At 40.5% G+C, this 22383-nt stretch carries 22 protein-coding genes and 1 pseudogene; 15 read left to right on the top strand and 8 right to left on the bottom strand.

Annotation, left to right across the window (positions count from 1 at the left end):
* Nucleotides 1-120: 120 nt before the first annotated feature.
* Nucleotides 121-1008 (top strand): LysR family transcriptional regulator ArgP, encoded by an 888-nt coding sequence (locus FTU34_RS02125; protein ID WP_180034365.1) that lies wholly within the window; start codon nt 121-123, stop codon nt 1006-1008.
* Nucleotides 1009-1025: 17 nt separating this feature from the next.
* Here the strand turns inward: FTU34_RS02125 and FTU34_RS02120 are convergent, their stop codons facing one another.
* Both FTU34_RS02120 and FTU34_RS02115 read right to left on the bottom strand, forming a co-directional pair.
* Nucleotides 1026-1592: a YceI family protein gene (locus FTU34_RS02120; protein WP_180034366.1), complete on the bottom strand. Its 567-nt coding sequence runs from the start codon at nt 1590-1592 to the stop codon at nt 1026-1028.
* A gap of 86 nt (nt 1593-1678) precedes the next feature.
* Nucleotides 1679-2248, bottom strand: a complete 570-nt coding sequence (locus FTU34_RS02115) for a nicotinate-nicotinamide nucleotide adenylyltransferase (protein WP_180034367.1) — start codon at nt 2246-2248, stop codon at nt 1679-1681.
* A gap of 106 nt (nt 2249-2354) precedes the next feature.
* On the opposite strand from FTU34_RS02115, the gene FTU34_RS02110 reads away from it, so the two are divergent.
* Together FTU34_RS02110 and FTU34_RS02105 are read left to right on the top strand one after the other, a co-directional pair.
* Nucleotides 2355-3155: an enoyl-CoA hydratase-related protein gene (locus FTU34_RS02110; protein ID WP_078192396.1), complete on the top strand. Its 801-nt coding sequence runs from the start codon at nt 2355-2357 to the stop codon at nt 3153-3155.
* Nucleotides 3156-3250: 95 nt separating this feature from the next.
* On the top strand, nt 3251-4024 hold the full coding sequence (locus tag FTU34_RS02105; protein WP_078192029.1) for a nitroreductase family protein: 774 nt from the start codon (nt 3251-3253) through the stop codon (nt 4022-4024).
* 208 nt (nt 4025-4232) lie between these two features.
* Here the strand turns inward: FTU34_RS02105 and FTU34_RS02100 are convergent, their stop codons facing one another.
* Together FTU34_RS02100 and FTU34_RS02095 are read right to left on the bottom strand one after the other, a co-directional pair.
* Nucleotides 4233-4550 carry an NGG1p interacting factor NIF3 gene (locus tag FTU34_RS02100; protein WP_180034368.1) on the bottom strand — a complete coding sequence of 106 codons (318 nt, stop codon included), beginning with the start codon at nt 4548-4550 and terminating at the stop codon, nt 4233-4235.
* Nucleotides 4551-4565: 15 nt separating this feature from the next.
* Nucleotides 4566-5447, bottom strand: a complete 882-nt coding sequence (locus tag FTU34_RS02095; protein WP_180034369.1) for a LysR family transcriptional regulator — start codon at nt 5445-5447, stop codon at nt 4566-4568.
* A gap of 156 nt (nt 5448-5603) precedes the next feature.
* On the opposite strand from FTU34_RS02095, the pseudogene FTU34_RS02090 reads away from it, so the two are divergent.
* Nucleotides 5604-7345: pseudogene (locus FTU34_RS02090) on the top strand (FAD-dependent monooxygenase).
* Between the two features lie 41 nt (nt 7346-7386).
* Here FTU34_RS02090 and FTU34_RS02085 read toward each other — a convergent pair.
* The 4 genes from FTU34_RS02085 to FTU34_RS02075 form a co-directional block, all read right to left on the bottom strand.
* On the bottom strand, nt 7387-7842 hold the full coding sequence (locus FTU34_RS02085) for a hypothetical protein (protein ID WP_180034370.1): 456 nt from the start codon (nt 7840-7842) through the stop codon (nt 7387-7389).
* Nucleotides 7843-7920: 78 nt separating this feature from the next.
* The gene (locus FTU34_RS17820) at nt 7921-8049 is read right to left on the bottom strand and encodes a KGW motif small protein (RefSeq protein ID WP_257223223.1); all 129 of its coding nucleotides are present in this window, start codon (nt 8047-8049) and stop codon (nt 7921-7923) included.
* 327 nt (nt 8050-8376) lie between these two features.
* Nucleotides 8377-12213, bottom strand: a complete 3837-nt coding sequence (gene purL / locus FTU34_RS02080) for a phosphoribosylformylglycinamidine synthase (RefSeq protein WP_180034371.1) — start codon at nt 12211-12213, stop codon at nt 8377-8379.
* 388 nt (nt 12214-12601) lie between these two features.
* A complete protein-coding gene (locus FTU34_RS02075) occupies nt 12602-13636 on the bottom strand; it encodes a M20/M25/M40 family metallo-hydrolase (protein WP_373686461.1) in 1035 nt (344 codons plus the stop codon).
* Nucleotides 13637-13848: 212 nt separating this feature from the next.
* On the opposite strand from FTU34_RS02075, the gene FTU34_RS02070 reads away from it, so the two are divergent.
* The 11 genes from FTU34_RS02070 to FTU34_RS02025 all read left to right on the top strand — a co-directional run bounded on the left by FTU34_RS02070 (nt 13849) and on the right by FTU34_RS02025 (nt 22230).
* Nucleotides 13849-15189: a deoxyguanosinetriphosphate triphosphohydrolase gene (locus FTU34_RS02070; RefSeq protein ID WP_180034373.1), complete on the top strand. Its 1341-nt coding sequence runs from the start codon at nt 13849-13851 to the stop codon at nt 15187-15189.
* A gap of 111 nt (nt 15190-15300) precedes the next feature.
* Nucleotides 15301-15903 (top strand): Holliday junction branch migration protein RuvA, encoded by a 603-nt coding sequence (ruvA, locus tag FTU34_RS02065; protein ID WP_180034374.1) that lies wholly within the window; start codon nt 15301-15303, stop codon nt 15901-15903.
* 219 nt (nt 15904-16122) lie between these two features.
* Complete coding sequence (gene ruvB / locus FTU34_RS02060) at nt 16123-17130, top strand: Holliday junction branch migration DNA helicase RuvB (protein WP_180034375.1); 1008 nt, start codon at nt 16123-16125, stop codon at nt 17128-17130.
* Nucleotides 17131-17227: 97 nt separating this feature from the next.
* Nucleotides 17228-17875, top strand: coding sequence for a hypothetical protein (locus FTU34_RS02055; RefSeq protein ID WP_111883948.1), 648 nt, complete (start codon nt 17228-17230; stop codon nt 17873-17875).
* Nucleotides 17876-17899: 24 nt separating this feature from the next.
* The gene (locus FTU34_RS17815) at nt 17900-18025 is read left to right on the top strand and encodes a hypothetical protein (protein WP_257223222.1); all 126 of its coding nucleotides are present in this window, start codon (nt 17900-17902) and stop codon (nt 18023-18025) included.
* Between the two features lie 66 nt (nt 18026-18091).
* Nucleotides 18092-18499 (top strand): tol-pal system-associated acyl-CoA thioesterase, encoded by a 408-nt coding sequence (ybgC, locus tag FTU34_RS02050; protein ID WP_078190367.1) that lies wholly within the window; start codon nt 18092-18094, stop codon nt 18497-18499.
* A 27-nt stretch (nt 18500-18526) separates the two neighbouring features.
* Nucleotides 18527-19225, top strand: coding sequence for a protein TolQ (tolQ, locus tag FTU34_RS02045; RefSeq protein WP_078192037.1), 699 nt, complete (start codon nt 18527-18529; stop codon nt 19223-19225).
* Nucleotides 19225-19674 (top strand): protein TolR, encoded by a 450-nt coding sequence (tolR, locus tag FTU34_RS02040; protein WP_078190369.1) that lies wholly within the window; start codon nt 19225-19227, stop codon nt 19672-19674. Before tolQ ends, tolR begins: the two co-directional genes overlap by 1 nt.
* A 3-nt stretch (nt 19675-19677) precedes the next feature.
* Nucleotides 19678-21072: a cell envelope integrity protein TolA gene (gene tolA / locus FTU34_RS02035; protein WP_180034376.1), complete on the top strand. Its 1395-nt coding sequence runs from the start codon at nt 19678-19680 to the stop codon at nt 21070-21072.
* Nucleotides 21073-21132: 60 nt separating this feature from the next.
* Entirely contained in the window at nt 21133-21663 is a 531-nt protein-coding gene (locus tag FTU34_RS02030; protein ID WP_180034377.1) for a cell envelope integrity protein TolA, read from the top strand.
* 48 nt (nt 21664-21711) lie between these two features.
* Nucleotides 21712-22230 carry a TonB C-terminal domain-containing protein gene (locus FTU34_RS02025; protein ID WP_180034378.1) on the top strand — a complete coding sequence of 173 codons (519 nt, stop codon included), beginning with the start codon at nt 21712-21714 and terminating at the stop codon, nt 22228-22230.
* The last annotated feature ends 153 nt before the right edge of the window (nt 22231-22383 follow it).

Below are 22383 nucleotides of genomic sequence, written 5' to 3'. Positions count from 1 at the left end.
AGCATTAAATGAATGTTGCTATTATCGAAGCTTATTGTTAAAAATAAGTATTTATAAATAAATATCATTATAACTAAGTTTTTCTTAGTTTATAAAATTTCTAATGCTCATAGGTGACTCATGTTACAAAGTAAACATAGTGAAGCTTTTCTTGCAGTAGCTGAAACAGGAAGCTTTGAACAAGCGGCACTGCGTTTAAACATTACGGCATCTGCGGTCACGCTCAGACTGCAAACCTTAGAAAAGAAATTAGGTCATGTGCTCATTGTGCGTGAACGTCCGTGCCGCCCAACACTTGCGGGCCAATCTTTATTGCATTATTTACAACACAGCAAATTACTAGAACATAATTTTCTGCAAAATCTAACAGGACAAACCGCGAATGCGTTTTATCAAGTCAATATTGCAACCAATGCTGACTCACTTGCGACATGGTTGCTTCCGCTACTCAAAAATCTCTTAATTGAAGAAAAAATCGTGATTCATTTTCAGGTCGATGATCAGTCACAAACACATCATTTATTAGAAGCAGGACTGGTCAATGCCTGTGTCACAACAGAATCAGAAGCCATGAAGGGCTGCATTGCAGAATATCTGGGTGAAATGCATTATCGATTTGTAGCAACTCCTGATTTTATCCAAAGATGGTTCGGTAAAGGCGTGACGCGAAATGCGTTAAGGGCTGCGCCTGCACTGATTTTTAATGAGAAGGATGACCTGCATACGCAATCGATTCAGAAGAATTTCGGGCTCAATCCTTCACAATATCCGCATCATTTCATTCCCTCTTCAACTGCATTTTTTGATGCCATTACGATGGGCTTGGGCTATGGATGGTTACCCGACTATCAAAGCAAAGACTTATTAGCAGCGGGAAAATTGATAGAGCTTTCAACAGAACTCAGTATTGATTTAGCCTTGTATTGGCATCATTGGAACCAACAATCAATTCAATTACAGAAAATAACTGCTGTTATGCTACAACACGCCAAAGATCATATGTGTTAAACCCTGTAAGACTACGGTTATTCAAGCCGCCATTGGCCTTTGAGCTGTATCAATACTTGCTCACCTACTCCACCGAGTGCTTTACGCATACCAAAATCACTACGTTTAATGGTTGCTAAAGATTGAACATCCAACACTTTTGGATTTTGTGGACTAGGGACAAGTGTGGTATCAAAGATCACAGGTTTAGTGATGCCACGAATGGTGAGATCCCCTCGAATCATATACTTGGCATAAGCCACGGGTTCGATTTGTTTACTGACAAACTTCACTTGCTTAAATTCAGCGGCATCAAAATATTCACTGCCCAAGATTAATCCTTTCAAGCTTGGGTTACTAAAACTGATGCTATCCACATCTAACACTAAATGCGCTGAACCTTTATGCGGAATTTCAGGATCAAATTTTAGGTTCGATTGAACCTTATTAAAGCGGCCTTCTACAATAGACAGCCCCACAGATTTAATACCAAAAGTGACCTGACTATTAGGCGTTAGCGTCCATTCAGCAGCATGTAGGGGCAATACGCAACATAAAGCGAAGGCTCCCATATATTTTGCAAACGTTCCCTGACGCAAATTCATGTTTTTCTCCTGAATAAAACACAGCCTAAAAGCACTACAATGTTTATTTTTTTACTCCATTGTGGTGCTAGAAATTTAGCGTTTTTTTATAGCAGATTTGTTTTATCCTGAGTCATAAATTTGTGTTGAAGTTGTTTATAAATGTCTGTCTGTTGAAATTTTTGCAAAAAATCGACGGTACCTTGAGGAAAGGCATCTCGTTCAATTTCACCACGAAAATACGCTTCACGTACTGGTGTCGCAGAAATCGCCCCTTCTAGACTATCCAGCTCAACCATTTCCCACTCGGGGAAGAATTTTAAATAATAAGAAGAATCATCTTTAAAATGCCCGATCAAACCGACTTTTGCATTCGTTTCAACTACATAATCTACCAAAGATTTGACTAACTTTTGCCATTTTTCATCGTTATATACATCTATCACATGCACAAACTTAATTCGCTTCTGATCTTGCTCTGAAAAATTCGACAAGATCATTCGCTCACGTTCTGTCGCTAAAAATGGATTTTTGATATTACGTTCATTTTGCGCCGAACCCAGTGCTAAAAGCACATATTGACTTTGTTGTAAGGCAATTTTAATGGTTTGCAAATGCGCTAAATGGAACGGCTGAAAACGCCCAATGAAAACCAAATAATCAAATGTATATTTCATATCAAATCAAACTTTTTATGAACTGAGCAGTTGTGCCACAGGCTGAAATATGCGACATAATGTCGAGCATAAAATCAAAACGAAACTTTTACGCAAGGATAGTACGATGACACTGAGCTGTATTCAACAACCCCATGAACATTTGAATGCGAATTTGGACAATGGCGTACTGACCTTAGCCATTAACCGACCTCAGGCGAAGAACGCGCTGTATACAGAATTATATCTGTGGATTGCAAAAGCATTAGATGAAGCTGATCAAGATACTTCAGTGCGTGTAGTAGTACTCCGTGGTCAAGATGCAGACTTCAGTGCGGGCAATGACATGCAAGATTTTATGAAATCTGCTGCTCAAAAAGGACAAGCTCCAGCTTCAGAAGGCGCACCTTTTATTTTGTTAAAATCTGCTGCTCAATTTTCTAAGCCGCTGATTGCTGCGGTTCGCGGTGTTGCCATTGGGATTGGTGTTACGATTCTGCTTCATTGCGATCTAGTCTACAGCGACAATACTGCCCTATTCCAAATTCCGTTTGTGAGCCTTGGTCTATCGCCTGAAGGTGCATCGAGCAAGCTATTGGTTCAACAAGCCGGCTACCATAAAGCGGCGGAATTACTGTTAACTGCTCAGAAGTTTGATAGTGCGACAGCGCTTTCAGCAAATTTGGTCAATAGCATCGAAGAAGATGCTTATGCGACAGCTGCGAAAAAAGCAGCACAGTTATCTGCACTTCCACTAGCGTCTTTGGTTCAATCAAAAGCATTAATGAAACATAATGTAGATGAAATCGTGGCATGGATTGACCATGAAGCTGAAATTTTCATGGACCGAGTAGGCTCTCCAGAAATGATGGAAGCTGTTGCCGCCTTTATGCAAAAACGCAAACCTGACTTCTCTCAGTTCAATTAATGTTTTAATGGAACTAAAAAACCACTCATATTTGGGTGGTTTTTTTCATCTCAGCCCCAATCTATTTTCTAAATTAAAAAACTGGATGTTTCCACATGACTGCAGTATCACAAACTGAAACTAAACCTGAAAAGAAACGCTACTACGAGCCTGCGCCTGAAGGCATCGATATCGAGAATTTTAAAAAAGTTGTACAAAGCCGTCGTTCTGTACGTAAGTTTACCGACAAGGCCATTCCAAACGACGTTTTAGATGAATGCTTAGACCTCGCCTTGCTTGCACCAAATTCATCGAATTTACAACCGTGGACATTCTATGTCGTTCAGAATCCCGCAAAGAAAAAACAATTGGTGAAAGCTTGCTTAGGGCAATTAGCTGCAAAAACTGCTGCTGAATTGATCGTCTGTGTCGCGCGTACTGACCGTGTAGATGAAATGGCAAAGCGTAATATTTCGGAATTTCCATTTCCTGAAGCACCTGCAGCGGTACAGAAGTATTACAAGTTTATTCCTTATAACTATAAAACTGGTTACTTCAACGCCCTAGGTAACTTTAAGAAAGTTGCTTTCAAAGTTGCACGTACACTGGATAAACAATTGCCTGTAACAGCTTTTAATGAAGCAGATGCAAAACTTTGGGCGAGCAAAACCACAGCATTGGCTTGTGAAAACTTAGTTTTGGCTTTACGTGCCTATGGTTTTGACAGTTGTATGATGGAAGGTTTTGATGAACCTTTGGTGAAGAAGATTTTAGGATTAAATGCCCAGCAATACCCAGTGATGGTGATTGGTGCAGGTGAACGTGCTAAAGATGGTGTGTTCTTCCCGCAGTATCGTTTTGACCGTGATTTATTTATTCAGAAGGTTTAACTTGCTTTCAATTGAATACTCACAACCTCAATTAGCTACGTGACTTTAGTGTATAACGCGTAGGTATTACGTTACTTTGAAGGATCAAAGTAACCAAAATCCCTTGTTAGACAGAAGATTCATCCTTGAATCTCTGTCTAACGGGTGACATCCATGTCACCCTTCGTGTATCTACTTTTTTCTATAACTTAAAAATTTAAAAGCATCATTAAAATTGAATATCCACCATTTGAATAAACTCAAATGCCGGCTCTTCATAAGGATGACTTACTTTTAAAGCCCTCGCTACCGCACTTGCCTTTTCTTCAGGCACTATCGTTTCCACTCGCCATTCTGGAATTTGCTCCAAAGTATCTAGCTCACCAATAAACGGATTTGCACCTTTTACAGGTTTAAATTGCCCCTTCCCTAAAACTTGCCAAGCGCAGTGTTCATAGTTGCCTATACCGCCTGCTCCTGCTTCAAATACGGCCAATTTAGTCGACTCTAAGTGAGACTCAGGTACATAATAAATCAGTTTTAACATTGGCTATTCCAGACGCTATTGTGCAGTTACATTATTTAAAGCACTGTAAATCATTTTCAATGCCACATTATTCGATGCATGTGGATAGGTTGCATATAAACCTAGTTTCGGTAATTCCACATCTGTTTGAATGACTTTGACCGAATCATTTAAAAATTTGAGTAAATATTCGGGCACAAAACTCAGGCCCATGCCCATATTAATCAAATTTAAATGCTGCATGACATTGGTCACCCACAGCATATGATCATGTTGATGCTGATCCAAAGGAATCAAGGCATTTAAGGTATCGTAAAAAACAGGAGAAGCATTTTGTTCACACATAATAATGGTGTGATTTTTTAACTCTTGAAGTTTTAAGATTCGATCTGATGGATGCAGATGCGCTGCACCGACTAGATAGATCTGCTCACTTAAAACCTGAATATTGTTAAAGTCGTCATGACTTAAGTGATATCGCGTAAAACTAATATCCAATTCAGTATTTTTTAGTTTTTGAATCTGCTCTGTACACGTCAAGCTATGTAAATGAATTTTTAAATCAGGGATATGTTGTTTTAATTGCGCCAAAATACTCGGCATAATTTTCAATTCTGCGACATTTAAAAAGCCAATATGTATTTGGTTATTTTTAGCTTGCGCCACGTGGCGAGCTGCTGCTACAGCTTGTTTGGCATTTTCTAGTGCTTGCTCTGCATATTTCAGAACAGCCTGCCCTTCGTCGGTCAGTAAGACTTTACGAGCAGAACGTTCAAATAATTGCACCCCAACCTCCTGCTCTAAATCTTGAATTTGCTGACTAAGCGATGGTTGCGCTGTAAATAGTTTTTCCGCTGCCTTGGTGAAACTCTGTTCTTTCGCCACCGTCACAAAATAACGTAAATGTCGTAATTCCATTCGCTTCACTCCACACACTCACTACATCACCCGTGTCATGCAGTCAAAATACCAATAGATCTATAGTTTATATGAATATCCATTCTACTCGGAAAATCATTTGCCTAGACTTCGGACTATTCCAAGTTTGCGCTTCACATACACATGGAGTTTTGTATGACACAGCAATACGATACCGATGTTCTGATTATTGGCACAGGGCCTGCAGGTTCTACTTTAGGTTTAGCCTTGGCAAATTACGGTATTCAGGTTCAGCTTTTTACCCAATTTAATTGGTTAGCCAATAGTCCTCGGCCCATATTACCAACCAACGTGCGATGGAAGTGTTACGTGACTTAAGTATCGAAGAACAGGTCAAAAAAATTGCAACGCCTTGGGAACAGATGGGTGAAAGCCTCATTACCACGAGCCTTGTCGGTGAAGAAATTGCCCGTATGAGTGCTTGGGGAACCGGTGATGAACGTCATGGCGATTATATTAAAGGCAGTCCTTGTCCATTGGTCGATCTCATTCAGCCGAAAATGGAAGCTTTGTTGGTAAAAAATGCGGCTGAACGTGGTGCAATTTATAATTTTAATACTGAATATTTGTCCCATGTGCAAGATGAGCATGGTGTAACAGCAACCTTTTTAAATCGTATTACAAATACTGAATTCAGCTTACGTGCCAAATATTTGGTCGGTATGGATGGGGCAAAATCCAAAGTCCTTGAACAGCTTGATTTGCCCCTCGAAGGGATCATGGCTCGCGCGGGTACAGTCTATGTGACCTTCAAAGCAGATCTCTCTCAATATGTGAAAAACCGCCCTGCTATTTTGCAATGGATTGTTAACCCTGAAGCGAGCTTTGGTGATCTGGGCATGGGCTTACTCCGTGCCATTACACCGTGGAATGAATGGATTATGGGTTGGGGCTTTGATATTTGCAAAGGTGAACCACAAGTCACCGAAGAACAAGTTCGTGCTCGACTCAATACCTTTGTCGGTGCTGAAGTTGAAAATGTCGAAATTCAAAAACTGTCTTATTGGTATGTGAACCAAACATGGGCAACTGAATACTCGAAAGGTCGTGTATTCTGCGGTGGTGATGCGGTGCATCGTCATCCACCATCAAGTGGCTTAGGTTCAAATACCTGTATGCAAGATGCTTTTAACCTCGGTTGGAAATTGGCATATGCCATTAAAGGTTGGGCTGCTCCTACTCTACTTGATTCTTATACATTAGAGCGTGCGCCTGTTGGCAAGCAAATCGTGGCGCGTGCCAATCAATCTCGCTTTGACTATAAGCATCTCAAAGAGGTATTTGGTTTTGACCAAGGCATCACAACTCAAGCTCAAATGATGCAACGTATTTTTGCAGAAGATGAACAAGCTGCAGAAATACGTCAAAAGCTTTATCAAGCCTTAGAAATTAAAAACTTTGAGTTTAATGCCCAAGGCGTAGAGTTGAATCAACGTTATATATCTAATGCCATGATTGCTGAATCTGAAGCGGAAGTCTTTGAGAAAGATCAACAGCTTTACTTGCAAGCGACCACACGTCCGGGGGCAAAAGTTCCGCATACATGGTTGATTAATACCAAAGGCCAAAAAATTTCAACCTTAGACATCACAGGCAAAGGGCGTTTTACCTTAATTACGGGCTTGTCTGGCAAAGGCTGGAAGCAAGCTACAGAAGCTTTGGATTTGCCTTATTTGGATGTTATTCAAGTTGGTTCTCGTGAATACCGTGACGTTTATGGTACATGGAATGCGAAATCTGAAATTCATGAATCAGGCGCTGTCTTAGTTCGTCCAGATGGTTATGTCGCTTGGCGATACCAAGACAGTACTAATGCTGCTTTTGATTATGAAAATACGTTGAAGGCGGTGTTAAAACAGATTCAATTGGCTGTTTAATCAAAAAAATCACCTTCGGGTGGTTTTATTAATTCAATATTTTAGGATTTTTCTTTCCAACAATGTTGTTTTTTTTCTACACCTATTTCAGCTTTATCTAACAACAATACTAAATTTTGTGTTCGATTATTTGAACTTTTTGGCACAAAACTATTTTGACTATATCCATTTTTATAAACGCAAATCGACCAACTATATTTTGCTGGAAATATATGAATAAATTGCAAACTTTTCTCTGCAGAAAATGTAGCAATTCCGTCCTGTGTTTTTTTTAATGTAGATTCAGTAAAAGACTTGCCTTGCCATGTTGTAAGATTTAAAAATACTTCTGCATCGTCCAACTTTTCATTTTGATCATTGATAACAGTTATATTAATTTTCGGATGCTTCGTTTTTAAAATAGGAAAGCACCCACTTAACAATGTTGACGGAAAAATAAAGCCTAAAAGTAAAAATATTTTTATATCTTTTAATAATACAAATTGTTTAAAGCTCATTATTAATTTTTGCAGTTTTTTAATTATGCATTAGTTTACATAAAAAACCGCCTCACGGCGGTTTCAATTGTTCAAATATTACATCTGCAAAGCATAACCCAAAACTAAAAACACCAACTGCAAACACACGACTGCACTAAAAAGCTTCCAGCCCTTTTTACGCAGCGCAGACTTATCCACTGCCGAATATTCTACTATTTTAATCATGTCATCACCTCATCATGAGTGTTGATACTGAACGCGTTAGTTATCCATCTTTCTTTTATCTTGCTAGTCTTTAATCTTGCATAGTTATTGTGCATAAATTACACACTAGCATGTTTCCACAAATATAAAAGCAAAATCTAAACCAAGTTCAGTGGGAGAAATAAAAATTTAAAACCAACAAAAAACCACCCGCAGGTGGTTAAAAATCGAAAGCGATTATATGTGTAAAAATAAGCATTCACAATAATTAATATATCTTTTGGTAAATTTTAAACATAAAAAAAGCCACCCGAAGGCGGCTCTTTTCTATTATTCATCTATCTAAGATTAACCAATGAATTTACGTGCATTACGGAACATACGTAACCAAGCACCGTCTTGATCCCAATCTTCTGGTTTCCAAGAATGCTGAATCGCACGGAAGTTACGTTCAGGGTGCGGCATCATAATCGTTGCACGACCGTCTTTAGACGTTACACCTGAAATCGCTTCTGGCGAACCATTCGGGTTCATTGGGTAATGCTGCGTTGGGTTGCCTTGGCTGTCTACATAACGCAAGATCACTTGATCGCCTGCATTCAATGCTGCAATGTTTTCCGCGCTAGCAACTACACGGCCTTCACCATGTGCTACAGCGATAGGAAGAATCGAACCTTCCATACCTTCTAACAATACAGAGTTCGATTTTTCAACGCGTACGTTGACAGCACGTGCTTCAAACATCTCTGAAGTATTGCGGTGGAAACGAGGCCAAGCTTCTGCACCCGGAATTAATGGTGCAAGCTGAGACAGCATTTGACAGCCGTTACAAATACCTAGAGAGAAAGTTTCATCACGGTTGAAGAATTTCTCAAATTGGTCACGAAGTTTCGGGTTAAACAATACAGATTTAGCCCAACCGCCGCCTGCACCCAATACGTCACCGTAAGAGAAACCGCCACATGCAACTAAACCTTCAAAGTCATCAAGACTGATACGGCCAGCAAGCAAGTCGCTCATGTGTACGTCTACAGTGTTGAAGCCGACTTTATCGAATGCAGCAGCCATTTCTACATGACCGTTTACACCCTGTTCACGCAGAATCACCATGTTTGGACGGCGTTCATTGATGTACGGTGCTTCGATAGGCTCGTTCAAATCAAATGTTGGTTTTGCAATTAAACCTGCATGTGATTTGTCAGCAATCAGCGCATATTCTTGATCCGCAGTTTCTACGTTGTCACGCAGACGTTGGATTTGATGTGACACTTCTGTCCATGCTTGCTGTAATTCAGCACGGTCTAAGCACAAACCATTTACAGTTAAAATATCTGTATCATTTACAGTACCTACAACCGCAATTGCATCTTTAAGGCTAGACGCTGCAACTTCAGCTTCTAAGGCAGCCCAATCCGCTTTGCTGATTTGAAGCACTGCACCAATTTCTTCTGCAAACAAGCTTGCAGTAGATTGATCTTCAAGTGCTACACCTAGGCGTGAAGCAAACATCATTTCTGCAACAGTTGCCAGCAGACCGCCATCACCGATGTCATGGTAAGCCTTGATTAGACCACGGTTGTTCCAGTCTTGAACCAATGCAAAGAATGCTTTGAAGTCATCGAAGCTGTCTACGTCAGGTGTTACAGAACCAATTGCTTTATAAACCTGAGCAAGGATCGAACCGCCAAGACGGAATTGACCTTTAGACAAATCAATACGTACCAGTACAGACTCGATATTTTTCAATTCAGGTGTCAATGTTTTGCGAACATCAGTCACAGGTGCAAATGCAGTGATCACGCCTGACATTGGAGAAGTTACAGATTTATCGATGCCTTCGTCATTCCACGTTGTACGCATAGACAATGAGTCTTTACCTACTGGAATTGCAATACCTAGTGCAGGACACATTTCCATACCGATGGCTTTAACACCTTCGAATAATGCTTGGTCTTCACCTTGTTGACCTGCAGCAGCCATCCAGTTTGCAGACAATTTAATGTCGCTGATCTGGTCGATTTTTGCAGACATGATGTTTGAAATGGACTCTGCTACTGATAAACGTGCAGACGCAGCAGGATTTAACAATGCAACTGGCGGACGTTCACCCATTGCCATTGCTTCACCTGTATAACCTACAAGGCTAGTTGTTGTTACCGCAGCATCCGCTACAGGCACTTGCCACTTACCGACGAACTGATCACGTGCAACCATACCTGTAATCGAACGGTCACCAATGGTGATTAAGAACGATTTAGATGCAACAGTTGGATTCTTAAGAACGCGGTAAATTGCATCTTTTAGATCAGTCACTTTAGACGCATCAAAGTCATCGCCTTTGCGTTCAATCGTTTCGTATGAACGGCTCATGCGCGGTGTGCCGCCAAGCATCACTTGCATTGGCATATCCACAGCTTTGTTGCCGAATAATGGATCTTCAACAGTCAAATGACGCGCTTCAGTCGCTTCACCTAGTACGGCGAATGGACAGCGTTCACGTGCACATAGTGATTCAAAGAGTTCTAAAGATGATGGACGGATTGCCAATACATAGCGTTCTTGCGCTTCATTCGACCAGATCTCCATCGGAGACATGCCTTTTTCAAGCGATGGAATTTTACGCAGATCAAGTACCGCACCTAACTCGTGATCGTTCACAAGTTCAGGCATTGCATTTGAGATACCGCCCGCGCCTACGTCATGTACAGACACGATTGGGTTATGATCTTCCATGCGCCAGCACGCATCAATCACTTCTTGGCAACGGCGTTCCATTTCTGGGTTTTCACGCTGTACAGATGCAAAGTCTAGGTTTTCACCCAACTTACCGCTGTCTACAGAAGACGCTGCACCGCCACCTAAACCAATAAGCATTGCAGGACCACCCAGTACGATGAGTAAATCGCCTGGTTGAATCGCATCTTTTTCTACATGATCAGGACGGATGTTACCGTAACCACCGGCAATCATAATTGGCTTATGGAAGCCTTTTACATCACCATTTACATTTTGTTCAAATGTACGGAAGTAACCATTTAAAGCAGGACGACCAAATTCGTTGTTAAAGGCTGCACCGCCCAATGGGCCTTCAATCATAATTTGAAGTGGAGATGCCATACGAGATGGTTTGCCGTAGTTTTCTTCCCAAGGCTGTTCAAAGCCTGGAATATTCAAGTTAGATACGGTAAAACCTGTTAAACCAGCTTTTGGCTTACCACCACGACCTGTTGCGCCTTCGTCACGGATTTCACCGCCCGAACCTGTTGCTGCACCAGCAAATGGTGCAATCGCTGTCGGATGGTTATGGGTTTCCACTTTCATAAGAATGTGAGCAGCTTGGCTCTTATACTTATAAACATGGTGACCTGTTTCAGCATCTTGCTTTGGATAGAAGCGTTGTGTGTCAAAACCCACAATTACAGAAGCGTTGTCTTTATATGCCGACAATACATCTGTAGGTGATTCTTTATAGGTGTTTTTAATCATTTGGAACAATGATAATGGTTGAACTTCACCATCAATTGTCCATTCAGAACCGAAGATTTTGTGACGGCAATGCTCTGAGTTCGCTTGAGCAAACATCATCAATTCGATGTCATGCGGGTTGCGACCCATTTTTGTGAATGCATCGGTTAAATAATCGATTTCTTCATCAGAAAGCGCAAAACCAAATTCAGAGTTAGCTTTCACCAACGCTTCTTTACCTTGACCCAAAATATCAATTGAGTTTAAAGGCTTTGGTTCAGTTTCAGAGAAAAGTGCCGCAGCATCTTCAATAGCATTGAAAACGCTTTCTGTCATGCGATCATGTAATGCTAGTTTTACTTCATCAGAAACAGCATTTACGCCCTTCAAAGTAAACAAAACACCGCGTTCAAGGCGATGAACCGGTGTATTACAGTTGGCAAAAATGTCTGTTGCCTTAGACGACCACGGAGAGATGGTTCCAACACGTGGCGTCACTAAAATTTGGACTTCGTCACTTGCTGCTTGGCGCAATTCAAAAGATTGACCATCGTTGAGAAGCTGTAAAGCGGATTGCTGTTGTTGCTCGTTGAGCGCTTGGTCAAAAAGGTAAACCCATTGACTTTCAATTGATTGAACAGAACTAATTGACGTTAAACGTGATAATAGTTGAGTTTTCTTAAATGAAGAATGTGCAGGTGCACCGGCAACGATAAACATGCTGATTTTGGCTCCACGGGATGATCGAAAAGACCATGCCACAATGTGACTTGAGAGAGCGCATATTCTACTGTGTATTAGTTAAATCAGCTAGATGTGAAAGTGAAATTGTAGTGCTTATATCGGGAAGTTTAGGCAACAATGCTTTTATTTTTAAATAATAAAATTGAATTTAGTCGCACAGATTAACACAAAATTATCTGATTTTTTCATTTCATCCTAAGAATAATATTCAAACTAGAAAAATGTTTTATTTTTCAACAACAACTCACTTTTTAATCAAGCTTTAAAACCATATTTGAAAATGAATTTCAGGTCTAAATGTGTGAGATTTAAACCTGAAATTCATAAAAGACTAAAATAATTTCACATTTGAAATTGAAACATTTTATTTATTCAAATCTGACAATAGATGTTGAATTACATTAAGGGCTAAGTTCAGTGAGTTTACATCTACACCATCAATCGTATCGCAAGCCTTGTGATAGCACGGTGCAAATTCGAGTTCATCACCTTTCATTTGCTCATTAAATAAAATTAGTGAAGTAACGGGAACTTTCCCTAAAAATGGCAAAGTATCGCTTGCTGTTAAAGTCGTTACATCATCTTTAATCTGAATATTATTGGTTTTAAAATATTGACGCATACTTTGTTCTAATGCAGCATCCTGCGGGTGCTTAGGTAATTGGCTGATGCTGTCTAAGATTGGCTGATAATCACTTTGTGCAAGTCCATTGGCTTTAAACTGTGCCGCCATTTCTGCAATTGATGAATGGTCTCCATCGGCAATCATGATATTCGGATTCTTTGTTCCCACCATATCAACATTGATATAGGCTTGAATGCCTTGAAGCTGTTTCTCACTGAGTGATTTCACAAAAACTTGTGAACCTGCAATACCAACCTCTTCCGAATCCCAAAAGGCAAGATATAGTGTGTGTTTAGGTTTTACCTTTTGCTTCGCATAGTCTTGTAATAATGCTAACAATACTGCAACGCCTGAAGCATTATCATTAATCCCAGGCCCCATTTTCACCGAATCATAGTGTGCGCCGACTATCACAGCGGTATCTTTGGATTGTCCTTCAATCTCAATCACAATATTTTGCCCAACGGTCTTTTCTCGATTTTCAAATGGCAACATTTGCGCGTGCAAGCCTGCTTTCTTGGCTTGTTCAAGAATATATTGTGCAGAAGCCAATCCACCTGCTGTACCTACTGCACGATTGCCACCATTTTGTTCTGCAATTTCTTCAAATGTTTGTAAATGATGCATCATGCTATTTTCTGATGCAGCAACATTTTGGTTTGGCTGCACTTTCGTTATATTTTTTTCTGTGTTGAAACTTGTACAACCTGACAAAAAAAATGTCACGCCCAAACTTAGTGCAGTCAACGTAGGAAGAAATTGTTTTCTATACATTTAAATTATTCTCATTAAAAATTAAAAAATGGGATAAAAGGTAAAATTTGCCCATCTATACTAACAGCCCTTTTTTAAATTTCTGTTTTGTTTTGCATTTCATTAAGGCAAATCACTCATACATCTTTTAAGACAAGTTGTGTCGTCCCACACTAGTGCTTTTCTGCTAAGTTTGGCATTATTCAATTCAAGTAATAATTGAATAATGATAAATGACTCAAATGCGTTGGCTTGAACTTCTTTCTACAGTTCGTATTGGTAGCAATAAACACAGTTCTGAACAGGCACGTAGCCCCTTCCACAAAGACTACGACCGCATTATTTTTTCGCAAAGCTTTCGACAATTAAACCGCAAGACCCAAGTCCATCCCCTCACCCAACACGATGGTATTCATACTCGCCTGACTCACTCTTTAGAAGTGTCTTGTATTGGACGTTCATTGGGGATGCTGGCGGCTGAAAAAATTAAAGATGAATTGCCAATGTGGATTTCGCCTGCAGATGTTGGTGCAATTATTCAAGCTGCGTGCTTGGCACATGATATTGGCAACCCGCCTTTTGGGCATGCTGGTGAATATGCCATTCGCGAATGGTTTGATGATGCATCACATACAGACTTTTTACAGGACTTAAGCCCTGAAGAAGAAGCCGATGTGCGTCAGTTTGAAGGTAATGCACAAGGCTTACGTTTACTGACTAAAATTGACTATCACCCGAATGATGGTGGTATGCGTTTAACCTATGCAACTTTAGGTGCATATTTAAAATACCCGTGGCTTTCAAAAACCATTGCATCGCAAGGCAATAAACCTGCAAGCCAACGAGCAAAGTTTGGTTGTTATCAAGCAGAAAAAGAAATCTTGCAGCAAATTGCAGAACAATTGGGTTTAATTCAACTGGGCGAATATCACTACTGTCGTCATCCGTTGACCTATTTGCTTGAAGCCGCAGATGATATTTGTTATGCCCTGATTGATTTGGAAGATGGCATTATTCTCAATATGTTGAGTTATAATGAAGTTGAGCCAATTTTCCTTGACCTGATTGGTGATTATGGTATTCCTGCCGAACTTGCAATGACGGATACCACATGGCAGCAGAAAATTGCCGCTTTGCGTGGCCGTGTGATGAAGCGTTTGGTTGAAGAAGTAACTACAGCTTTTGCACGTCATCATAATGAAATTTTGTCTGGCCAACTTAAAGGCAGTTTATTGCAATATTGCAGTGAAGATATTGAAATCGGGATTAACCGTGCCAAAGAACTGGCTCGTGATAAAATCTTTGAACATCCGCATAAGGCAGGTTTGGAAATTATTGCACACCAAAGTTTGCAAAATATTTTGGATGCCTTTATTCCACTGACCACGCCCAATAAAACTTTGAGCTTTAAAGAGCAACGATTGATGTCTATTTTACATCGTTCAGGAGCACATTTTGGTATGTCGCATTATGACAATATTATGCAAGTACTCGATATCATCTCTAAGTTTTCAGACCATCAAGCCTATAATTTAGCGCAAGAGTTACAAGGGAATAAAGTTGGTTTCTTTTAAACCATTAAAAATATCGAAGGCTAGCAATTCACTATCCTTCACGCTAATCTGACAACAAATTGAAATTGAGCAAATAGCTCAGACTAAACTGAAATAAAGTGAATAAATGACATGATCGGATGCTTAATTGGCGAAGTGCTAGCATTGGAAGCACCAACAGTATTACTCAATGTAAATGGCGTAGGCTACGAAATTGACACTCCGCTTTCTACATTTTGCCAACTACAGAAAGGTCAAAAAATTACCCTGTGGACACATCTGGCTGTTCGTGAAGATGCACAACTGCTGTATGGATTTAGCAATGCTCAAGAAAAACTGATTTTTCGCACACTTTTAAAAGTTAACGGCGTAGGCCCTAAAATGGCACTGGGTATTTTATCAACATTAAGTGTTGAAATGCTGATTCACACGGTTGAACATGAAGATGTAAACACTTTAGTCAAAGTTCCGGGTGTAGGTAAAAAAACCGCAGAACGCTTGATGATTGAACTTCGTGACCGTTTTAAAGCGATGTCATCTGGCACAGTACCAAGCAATTCAACTTCGGAGCAAATCCAATTTACTGGTAATTCTGCCGTTGCTGAAGCTGAAGCTGCATTGCAATCATTAGGTTACAAACCAATTGAAGCACAAAAGCTAATTAATGCCGTCAAAGCTGATTATACTGAAGCCAGCGACATTATCCGTGCAGCACTTAAGTCGATGAATAAATAATTCAAATAGACATACCAATACACCTAAATTGGATACACGAAGGCGACATGGATGTCGCCATGTTGGATTGGGATATAAGGATATATCCTCAATCCAACACAAGATTTTTGTTACTTTTGATCTTTCAAAAGTAAAGCAATGCCTACACAATGGCACCTAAACACAAATCACAACTTGAGGCTGTGCCTCGAAAGTTCAGCCAGAGATTGATTTAATTATATGCAAGACCGTCTTATCAGTGGTTCAGAAAAACCCGAAGACCACTTCGACCGTGCCATCCGTCCAACATCCCTCGATGACTACATCGGGCAGCCTGTCGTCCGTGAACAAATGGAAATCTTTATTGGTGCTGCACGTGGCCGTGAAGAAGCACTCGATCACACCTTAATTTTTGGCCCACCGGGTTTAGGTAAAACCACACTGGCCAATATTATTGCCCGTGAGATGGGTGGTAACCTAAAATCCACTTCTGGCCCTGTTCTTGAACGTGCAGGTGACTTAGCTGCAATGCTGACCAACCTTGAAGAAGGTGACGTACTGTTTATTGACGAAATTCATCGTCTTTCACCGGTGATTGAAGAAATTTTATATCCAGCCATGGAAGATTATCAGTTGGATATCATGATTGGTGAAGGACCAGCTGCCCGTTCTATCAAACTCGACTTACCTGCATTTACATTAGTTGCAGCAACCACACGTGCGGGACTACTCACCTCACCTTTGCGTGATCGTTTCGGGATTGTGCAACGTTTAGAGTTTTATTCTGTCAAAGACTTAACGCATATTGTGACTCGATCTGCAAACTTGATGGATGTACCCATGACTGCCGAAGGTGCTCAAGAAGTTGCACGCCGTGCACGTGGTACGCCACGTATTGCCAACCGTTTATTACGCCGTGTTCGAGATTATGCCCAAGTCAAAGGTACAGGCGAAGTGACCCAAGAAATGGCGCAACGTGCTTTGGACATGCTAAATGTTGATAAAGATGGTTTAGATACGCTAGACCGTCGTTATTTATCAATGCTTCTAGAGCGTTTTGATGGTGGCCCTGCAGGTGTAGAAGCTCTAGCTGCAGCTATGGCAGAAGACTCAGGTACGCTTGAAGATGTGATCGAACCCTACCTCATTCAGCAAGGCTATGTCATGCGTACTGCACGTGGGCGTATTGCCACCAATATGGCGTATTTACAGTTTGGGATGACGCCTCCCGAACCTAAAGATAAATAGCTGATTATTCACCAAACGACTTCAGGGAGTTAAATTCTCCCTGAATGTTTATTTAAATTTTTAAATAAATTCAATCCACTACAAACAGCAAACTAAAATGATAAATCTTGAGAATAGAATAATTAACAAAATTAATAGCGAATACATTCAAAACCTTCCATTAGACAGTGCCATTGAAAACATTCCCAGAGAACAACCCATCAGTTCATTTAGCCCTAAACAAATGAGTGATTTTGAAAGTTTATTCCACACCGAATACAATTATTTTATCACTGTCGAATGTGAAAACATTCTTAGCAAAGAAACCATAGAAGTAAGTGAAGATAATATCTTAACTATTAAACAATCGCCTTCTGCATATCGTATAAAAAACCTGAGCTTCAACTATACTTCTGCCCTCATTTTTATTGGGACGTACTATCACGACGACGTACAAGTTTTGGTCAAGGAAAACTTTAAGCCAGCAAAAATTAATACATTTTATTTCAGCCTCTCATTCTTTGCTTTAGTCATACTCGTTTATGTGTTTTTCTGGATAGATCTAGCTAATAAACTTTTACTTATGTTAGTTATTGGCCTTGGCTTTTGCTGCTTAACGTATATGTATGAATCTTTAAAGGCATTACTCCCAAAGCAACAGAAAAAGAAAATGGAAGAAACTCACTTTCATATTGCGGGATATTTAGCAGCTCATCTACAGGATTTTGTCGATGCAAAATTTAAATTAGATGAACAAACAAATTAAAAGTAGTCTCTTTTTTAACCAATAATGACAACTACGAAAGTTAAAGATTTACGTGAGTTGAAACCTTGTGCCATTGGACTGATGACTCACGGTGCTAAACTGCCCGTCATTGAAGCACTTGACGAATCATTGAATTATCGCCATTTTTAAATGCTCTAATTCTATGCTGAAGTGCAGAACAATATTTTTCAGATTTTATAAAGACGGAACACTCTCATGGCGAATAAATTCGAATTCAACATTCGTGTATATATTGAAGATACAGATGCAGGTGGCATTGTTTACCACGCAAATCATATTCGCTTTATGGAACGTACCCGCACAGAATGGCTGCGCGCTTCAGGTGTAGACCATTATTGGCATCAAAAAGATTACAACTTTGTCGTTCATAAAATTAATGTGAAATATTCACGTCCTATATTAATGGATGACCTGATTACTGTTACAGCAAGTGTAGTTTCGTGTAAGGCTACGTCATTTGTGTTGCAACAAAATATTTATCGTGGTGATATTATGCTGGCATCAGGTGAGGTAGAATTGGCATGTATCAGTGCAGAGATGAAACCCCGTCGCCTTCCTGATGAAATACGTGAACTGATTCTGAAAGAATTGGAACAAGATTAAAAAAATTATTTGGCACATGTAGTAACTATGGCAACTCAACTAGAATCAACACTCAAAGTTTCAGACCTCATCTTACAAGCAAGTCCTGTCGTACAACTGGTAATGCTCCTGCTGCTGTTAGCTTCGTTATTCAGTTGGTATCTGATTGCCAAGTTACACATGAGTTATAAAAAAGCGCAGGCCGATGATGAACATTTCCAAAAAATCTTTTGGTCTGGCGCCGAACTCAACACTTTATACAACAATGCTCAGCTCAACTCGAAACGTGTTGGCCTTGAAGATGTCTTCTATCAAGGTTTAGGCGAGTTTTTCAAACTTAAAAAACGTAATGCCAGCGCAGAACAATCAATTGAAGGTACAGAACGTATTCTTCGTGTGGGTTTAAGCCGTGACCAAGGACATTTAGAAAATGGTTTAGGCGCGCTTGCGAGTATTGGCTCGGTTGCACCCTATGTCGGTTTATTCGGTACTGTTTGGGGCATTATGAACGCTTTTATTGGTTTGGCAGATGTTGACCAAGTCACCCTTGCTACGGTTGCTCCGGGTATTGCAGAAGCATTGATTGCAACGGCCATTGGTCTTTTTGCGGCAATTCCTGCTGTACTTGCATTTAACCATTTCACAGCCAAAGGTGAAGCCGTTTATAACGATCGTGCGCTTTTTGCCGAAGAAATGGTTGCGTTATTACAACGCCAGTCTGTAGGTTCAACTCAGGACAATGACTAATGGCTATTCAACGTTCTGGACGCTTTGAGCGCATCAAAAAACCATTAAAAAGTGACATGAACGTCGTACCTTATATTGATGTCATGTTAGTTCTATTGGTGATTTTCATGGTCACTGCACCTATGATCACCACAGGTGTCAAAGTCGACTTACCACAGGCAAATGGCACGCCTATGCAAGCGGAAGATCGCCCTGCGATTGTTACACTTGAGGCGGATGGGACGATCAAACTCGAAGATAAAAATCATCAGAATGATGTACTCACACTCGATGAACTAAAATCTGTTTTAACTGCTTCGCAAAATGAAGCCAACGAACAGAAAAAGCAAATGAGTGTCCTGATTAACGGCAGTGAATCTCGTCCTTATGGTGAAGTCATGAAACTCATGTCTGCCCTTCAAGATGCAGGTTTAACACAAGTAGGTTTACTGACTGAGCCATTAAAGTAATTTATGAACAATTTGAAAAAGCCACCGTTTAAACAAAAAGCTGTTGCAATAGGCTTCACGCTTGGCGTGCATGTCATTGCAGTGGTTGGCTTGCTTTATCTGGGCATGAGTAAACCACCTGAGCCCCCTAAAAAAATAACCACTGTTTTGGTAAAACCGGAAGATTTAAAACCTGTAACACGTGAAGTCACAGAGTTTGATGAAACCGCGCATGAAAATGTAGCTGAACAAATCACGCAAACAGCAGAACCTAGCGTTGAACCAGCACCCGAGATTCCAACGGCTGCACCACCTAAGCCAGCAGAACCACCTAAGGCAGATCCACAGATTGCTGCTCAACAGGCACGCGCTGCGGCAAAAGCACAGCAGCTTGCTGAACAAAAAGCTGCGGACAATGCAAAGCGTGCTCAAGAACAAGCTAAAGCGGCTGAAGCTGCAAAACTAAAAGCGCAACAAGAAGCCAAAGCGGATGCGGCTAAGGCAAAAGCAGATGCTACGGCGAAAGCCAATGCTGACGCAGCAAAACGTAAAGCAGATGCTGATGCAAAAGCCAAGGCTGAAAAAATCCGTGCCGATGCATTAAGAAAAGCAGAAGCTGACAAAGCCAAAGCTGCAGCAACGGCAAAAGCCAATGCAGATGCAAAAGCCAAGGCCAATGCAGATGCGGCGAAACGTAAAGCAGACGCCGATGCCAAAGCTAAAGCCAATGCGGAAGCTGCAAAACGTAAAGCTGATGCTGATGCAAAAGCTAAAGCCAATGCAGAAGCTGCAAAACGTAAAGCTGATGCTGATGCGAAAGCCAAGGCCAATGCGGAAGCTGCAAAACGTAAAGCAGATGCTGATGCCAAAGCTAAGGCCAATGCAGAAGCTGCAAAACGTAAAGCAGATGCTGATGCCAAAGCTAAGGCTGATGCGGAAGCTGCAAAACGTAAAGCAGATGCTGATGCGAAAGCCAAGGCCAATGCAGAAGCTGCAAAACGTAAAGCAGATGCCGATGCAAAAGCCAAGGCAGATGCAAAGGCTAAAGCCGATGCCGAAGCACGCGAACGTGCAGCCGAAGAAGCCAAAGCTTCATCAGCTAAAAAAGCAGCTGAAGAAGCCGCACAGAAAAAGGCTGAAGCGAAGAAAATTGCCTCAACTGCTAAACGTGATTTTGAAAACAAAATCCGCCGTGCATGGGATACACCTTTTGACTCTGCTGGTAAAACGGCGAAAGCCCGAGTACAACTTTTAGATAACGGTTCTGTTTATTCTGTCTTGGTCGACTCTAGTGATCCTGATATGAGAGCCAGTATTAAAGCTGCCGTACATGCTGCTGCACCTTATCCAATGCCAAGCGATCCTGATGCTAGAGCTGCAGCGCGAAACTTTACTTCAACTTTCACATCTGCACGTTAATTTTTAAAATCCCTGCAAACCTTGTGGGGATTTTTTATTTACTTGGCCGAATCATAAAACATGAAAACATTATTTTTATTTTCGACACTCTTATTTATAAGCACCCAGACATTTGCTGAAAGTCGTTCAATTTACATCCACTCTTCAACCATGCCTGACCATGTTTCTGCCAATCAATTTAATAGTTTGTTAACAAAAAATGAGCCTAAAAATAATCTTAATGCGCCTCATAAAGAAATACAGAAGTCACCAGAAGCCATTTCACAAACGCCCTCTGAATTATTAGATAAAGACGCCAAACAGCAAAACGAGGCATTAAAAAATATTAGATTATCCGCTAAACGAGATTTTGAACATAAAATTAGACGTGCTTGGCATGTTCCCATAGGTTCTGCGGGGCAAGCTGCAACTGCTCATATCAAACTCGCAGACAACGGTTCCGTTCTTTCTATTAATATAGATTCAGATGATCTCGATATGAAAAACAGTATTGCAACCGCGATCCGAGATGCAGCACCTTTTCCTATGCCATCTGATTCAGAGGAACGTAAACAAGTGCAAAGCTTCACTTCTAGATTTATTTCTAAATAATACTGCCGATCAAAATCTTTAATTTTCCAATTGGACTGAGCTCAACTCATGTATTTCTTTAAATTTTCGTTTCTATTTTCTGTAATCGCAGGCTCATCATTAACCTTTGCAACCCCTACCAGCATTCAAACAGCTGCCCAAATTCCGCCCAAAAAAGTAGCGGTGAGTTCCGCGAATGCCCCCATGTCTACAGCAAATGTAGATTCTAAGCAATACAGGCTCGAAAAAGGACACAAAATTGCTGAAGCGAAACGGAAAGCTGAAGCAAGTGCGGAAAAAAAAGCTGAAGCAAAAAAAATTGCATCTAATACAAAAAAAATAATACAGCAAACTATCCTTAGCAACTGGCAAGCGCCAGCAGAATCAACTGGGCAAAAATCCCACACGAGAATTACGCTAACGCCATCAGGCTCTATTCAATCTATAGTCATTAGAGACACACTAAATCAGGAATTTAAAGACAGTATTGAAAAAGCCATACGCCGTTCTGCGCCTTTTGACTTACCAGATAATCCAGATGCTCTCCGTGAATCTCGGTTGATTTATATGTCTTTCCACTCTAAATAAGGACATCAGTTCAGCAGAACCTTATATTTTTATAATTAAGCATCATCAAAATAGGCAAACATTTAGACACGAATTCACAGACGAATAACAGATTAATCATAATGTTGTGCTTTCAATATCCCAAAATCATGCCATTATGTGACACAACCAAAT

It is taken from the genome of Acinetobacter sp. YH12094, from assembly GCF_013419295.1.
Lineage (GTDB): Bacteria > Pseudomonadota > Gammaproteobacteria > Pseudomonadales > Moraxellaceae > Acinetobacter > Acinetobacter amyesii.
This window is presented reverse-complemented; position numbering and strand designations above follow the sequence as displayed.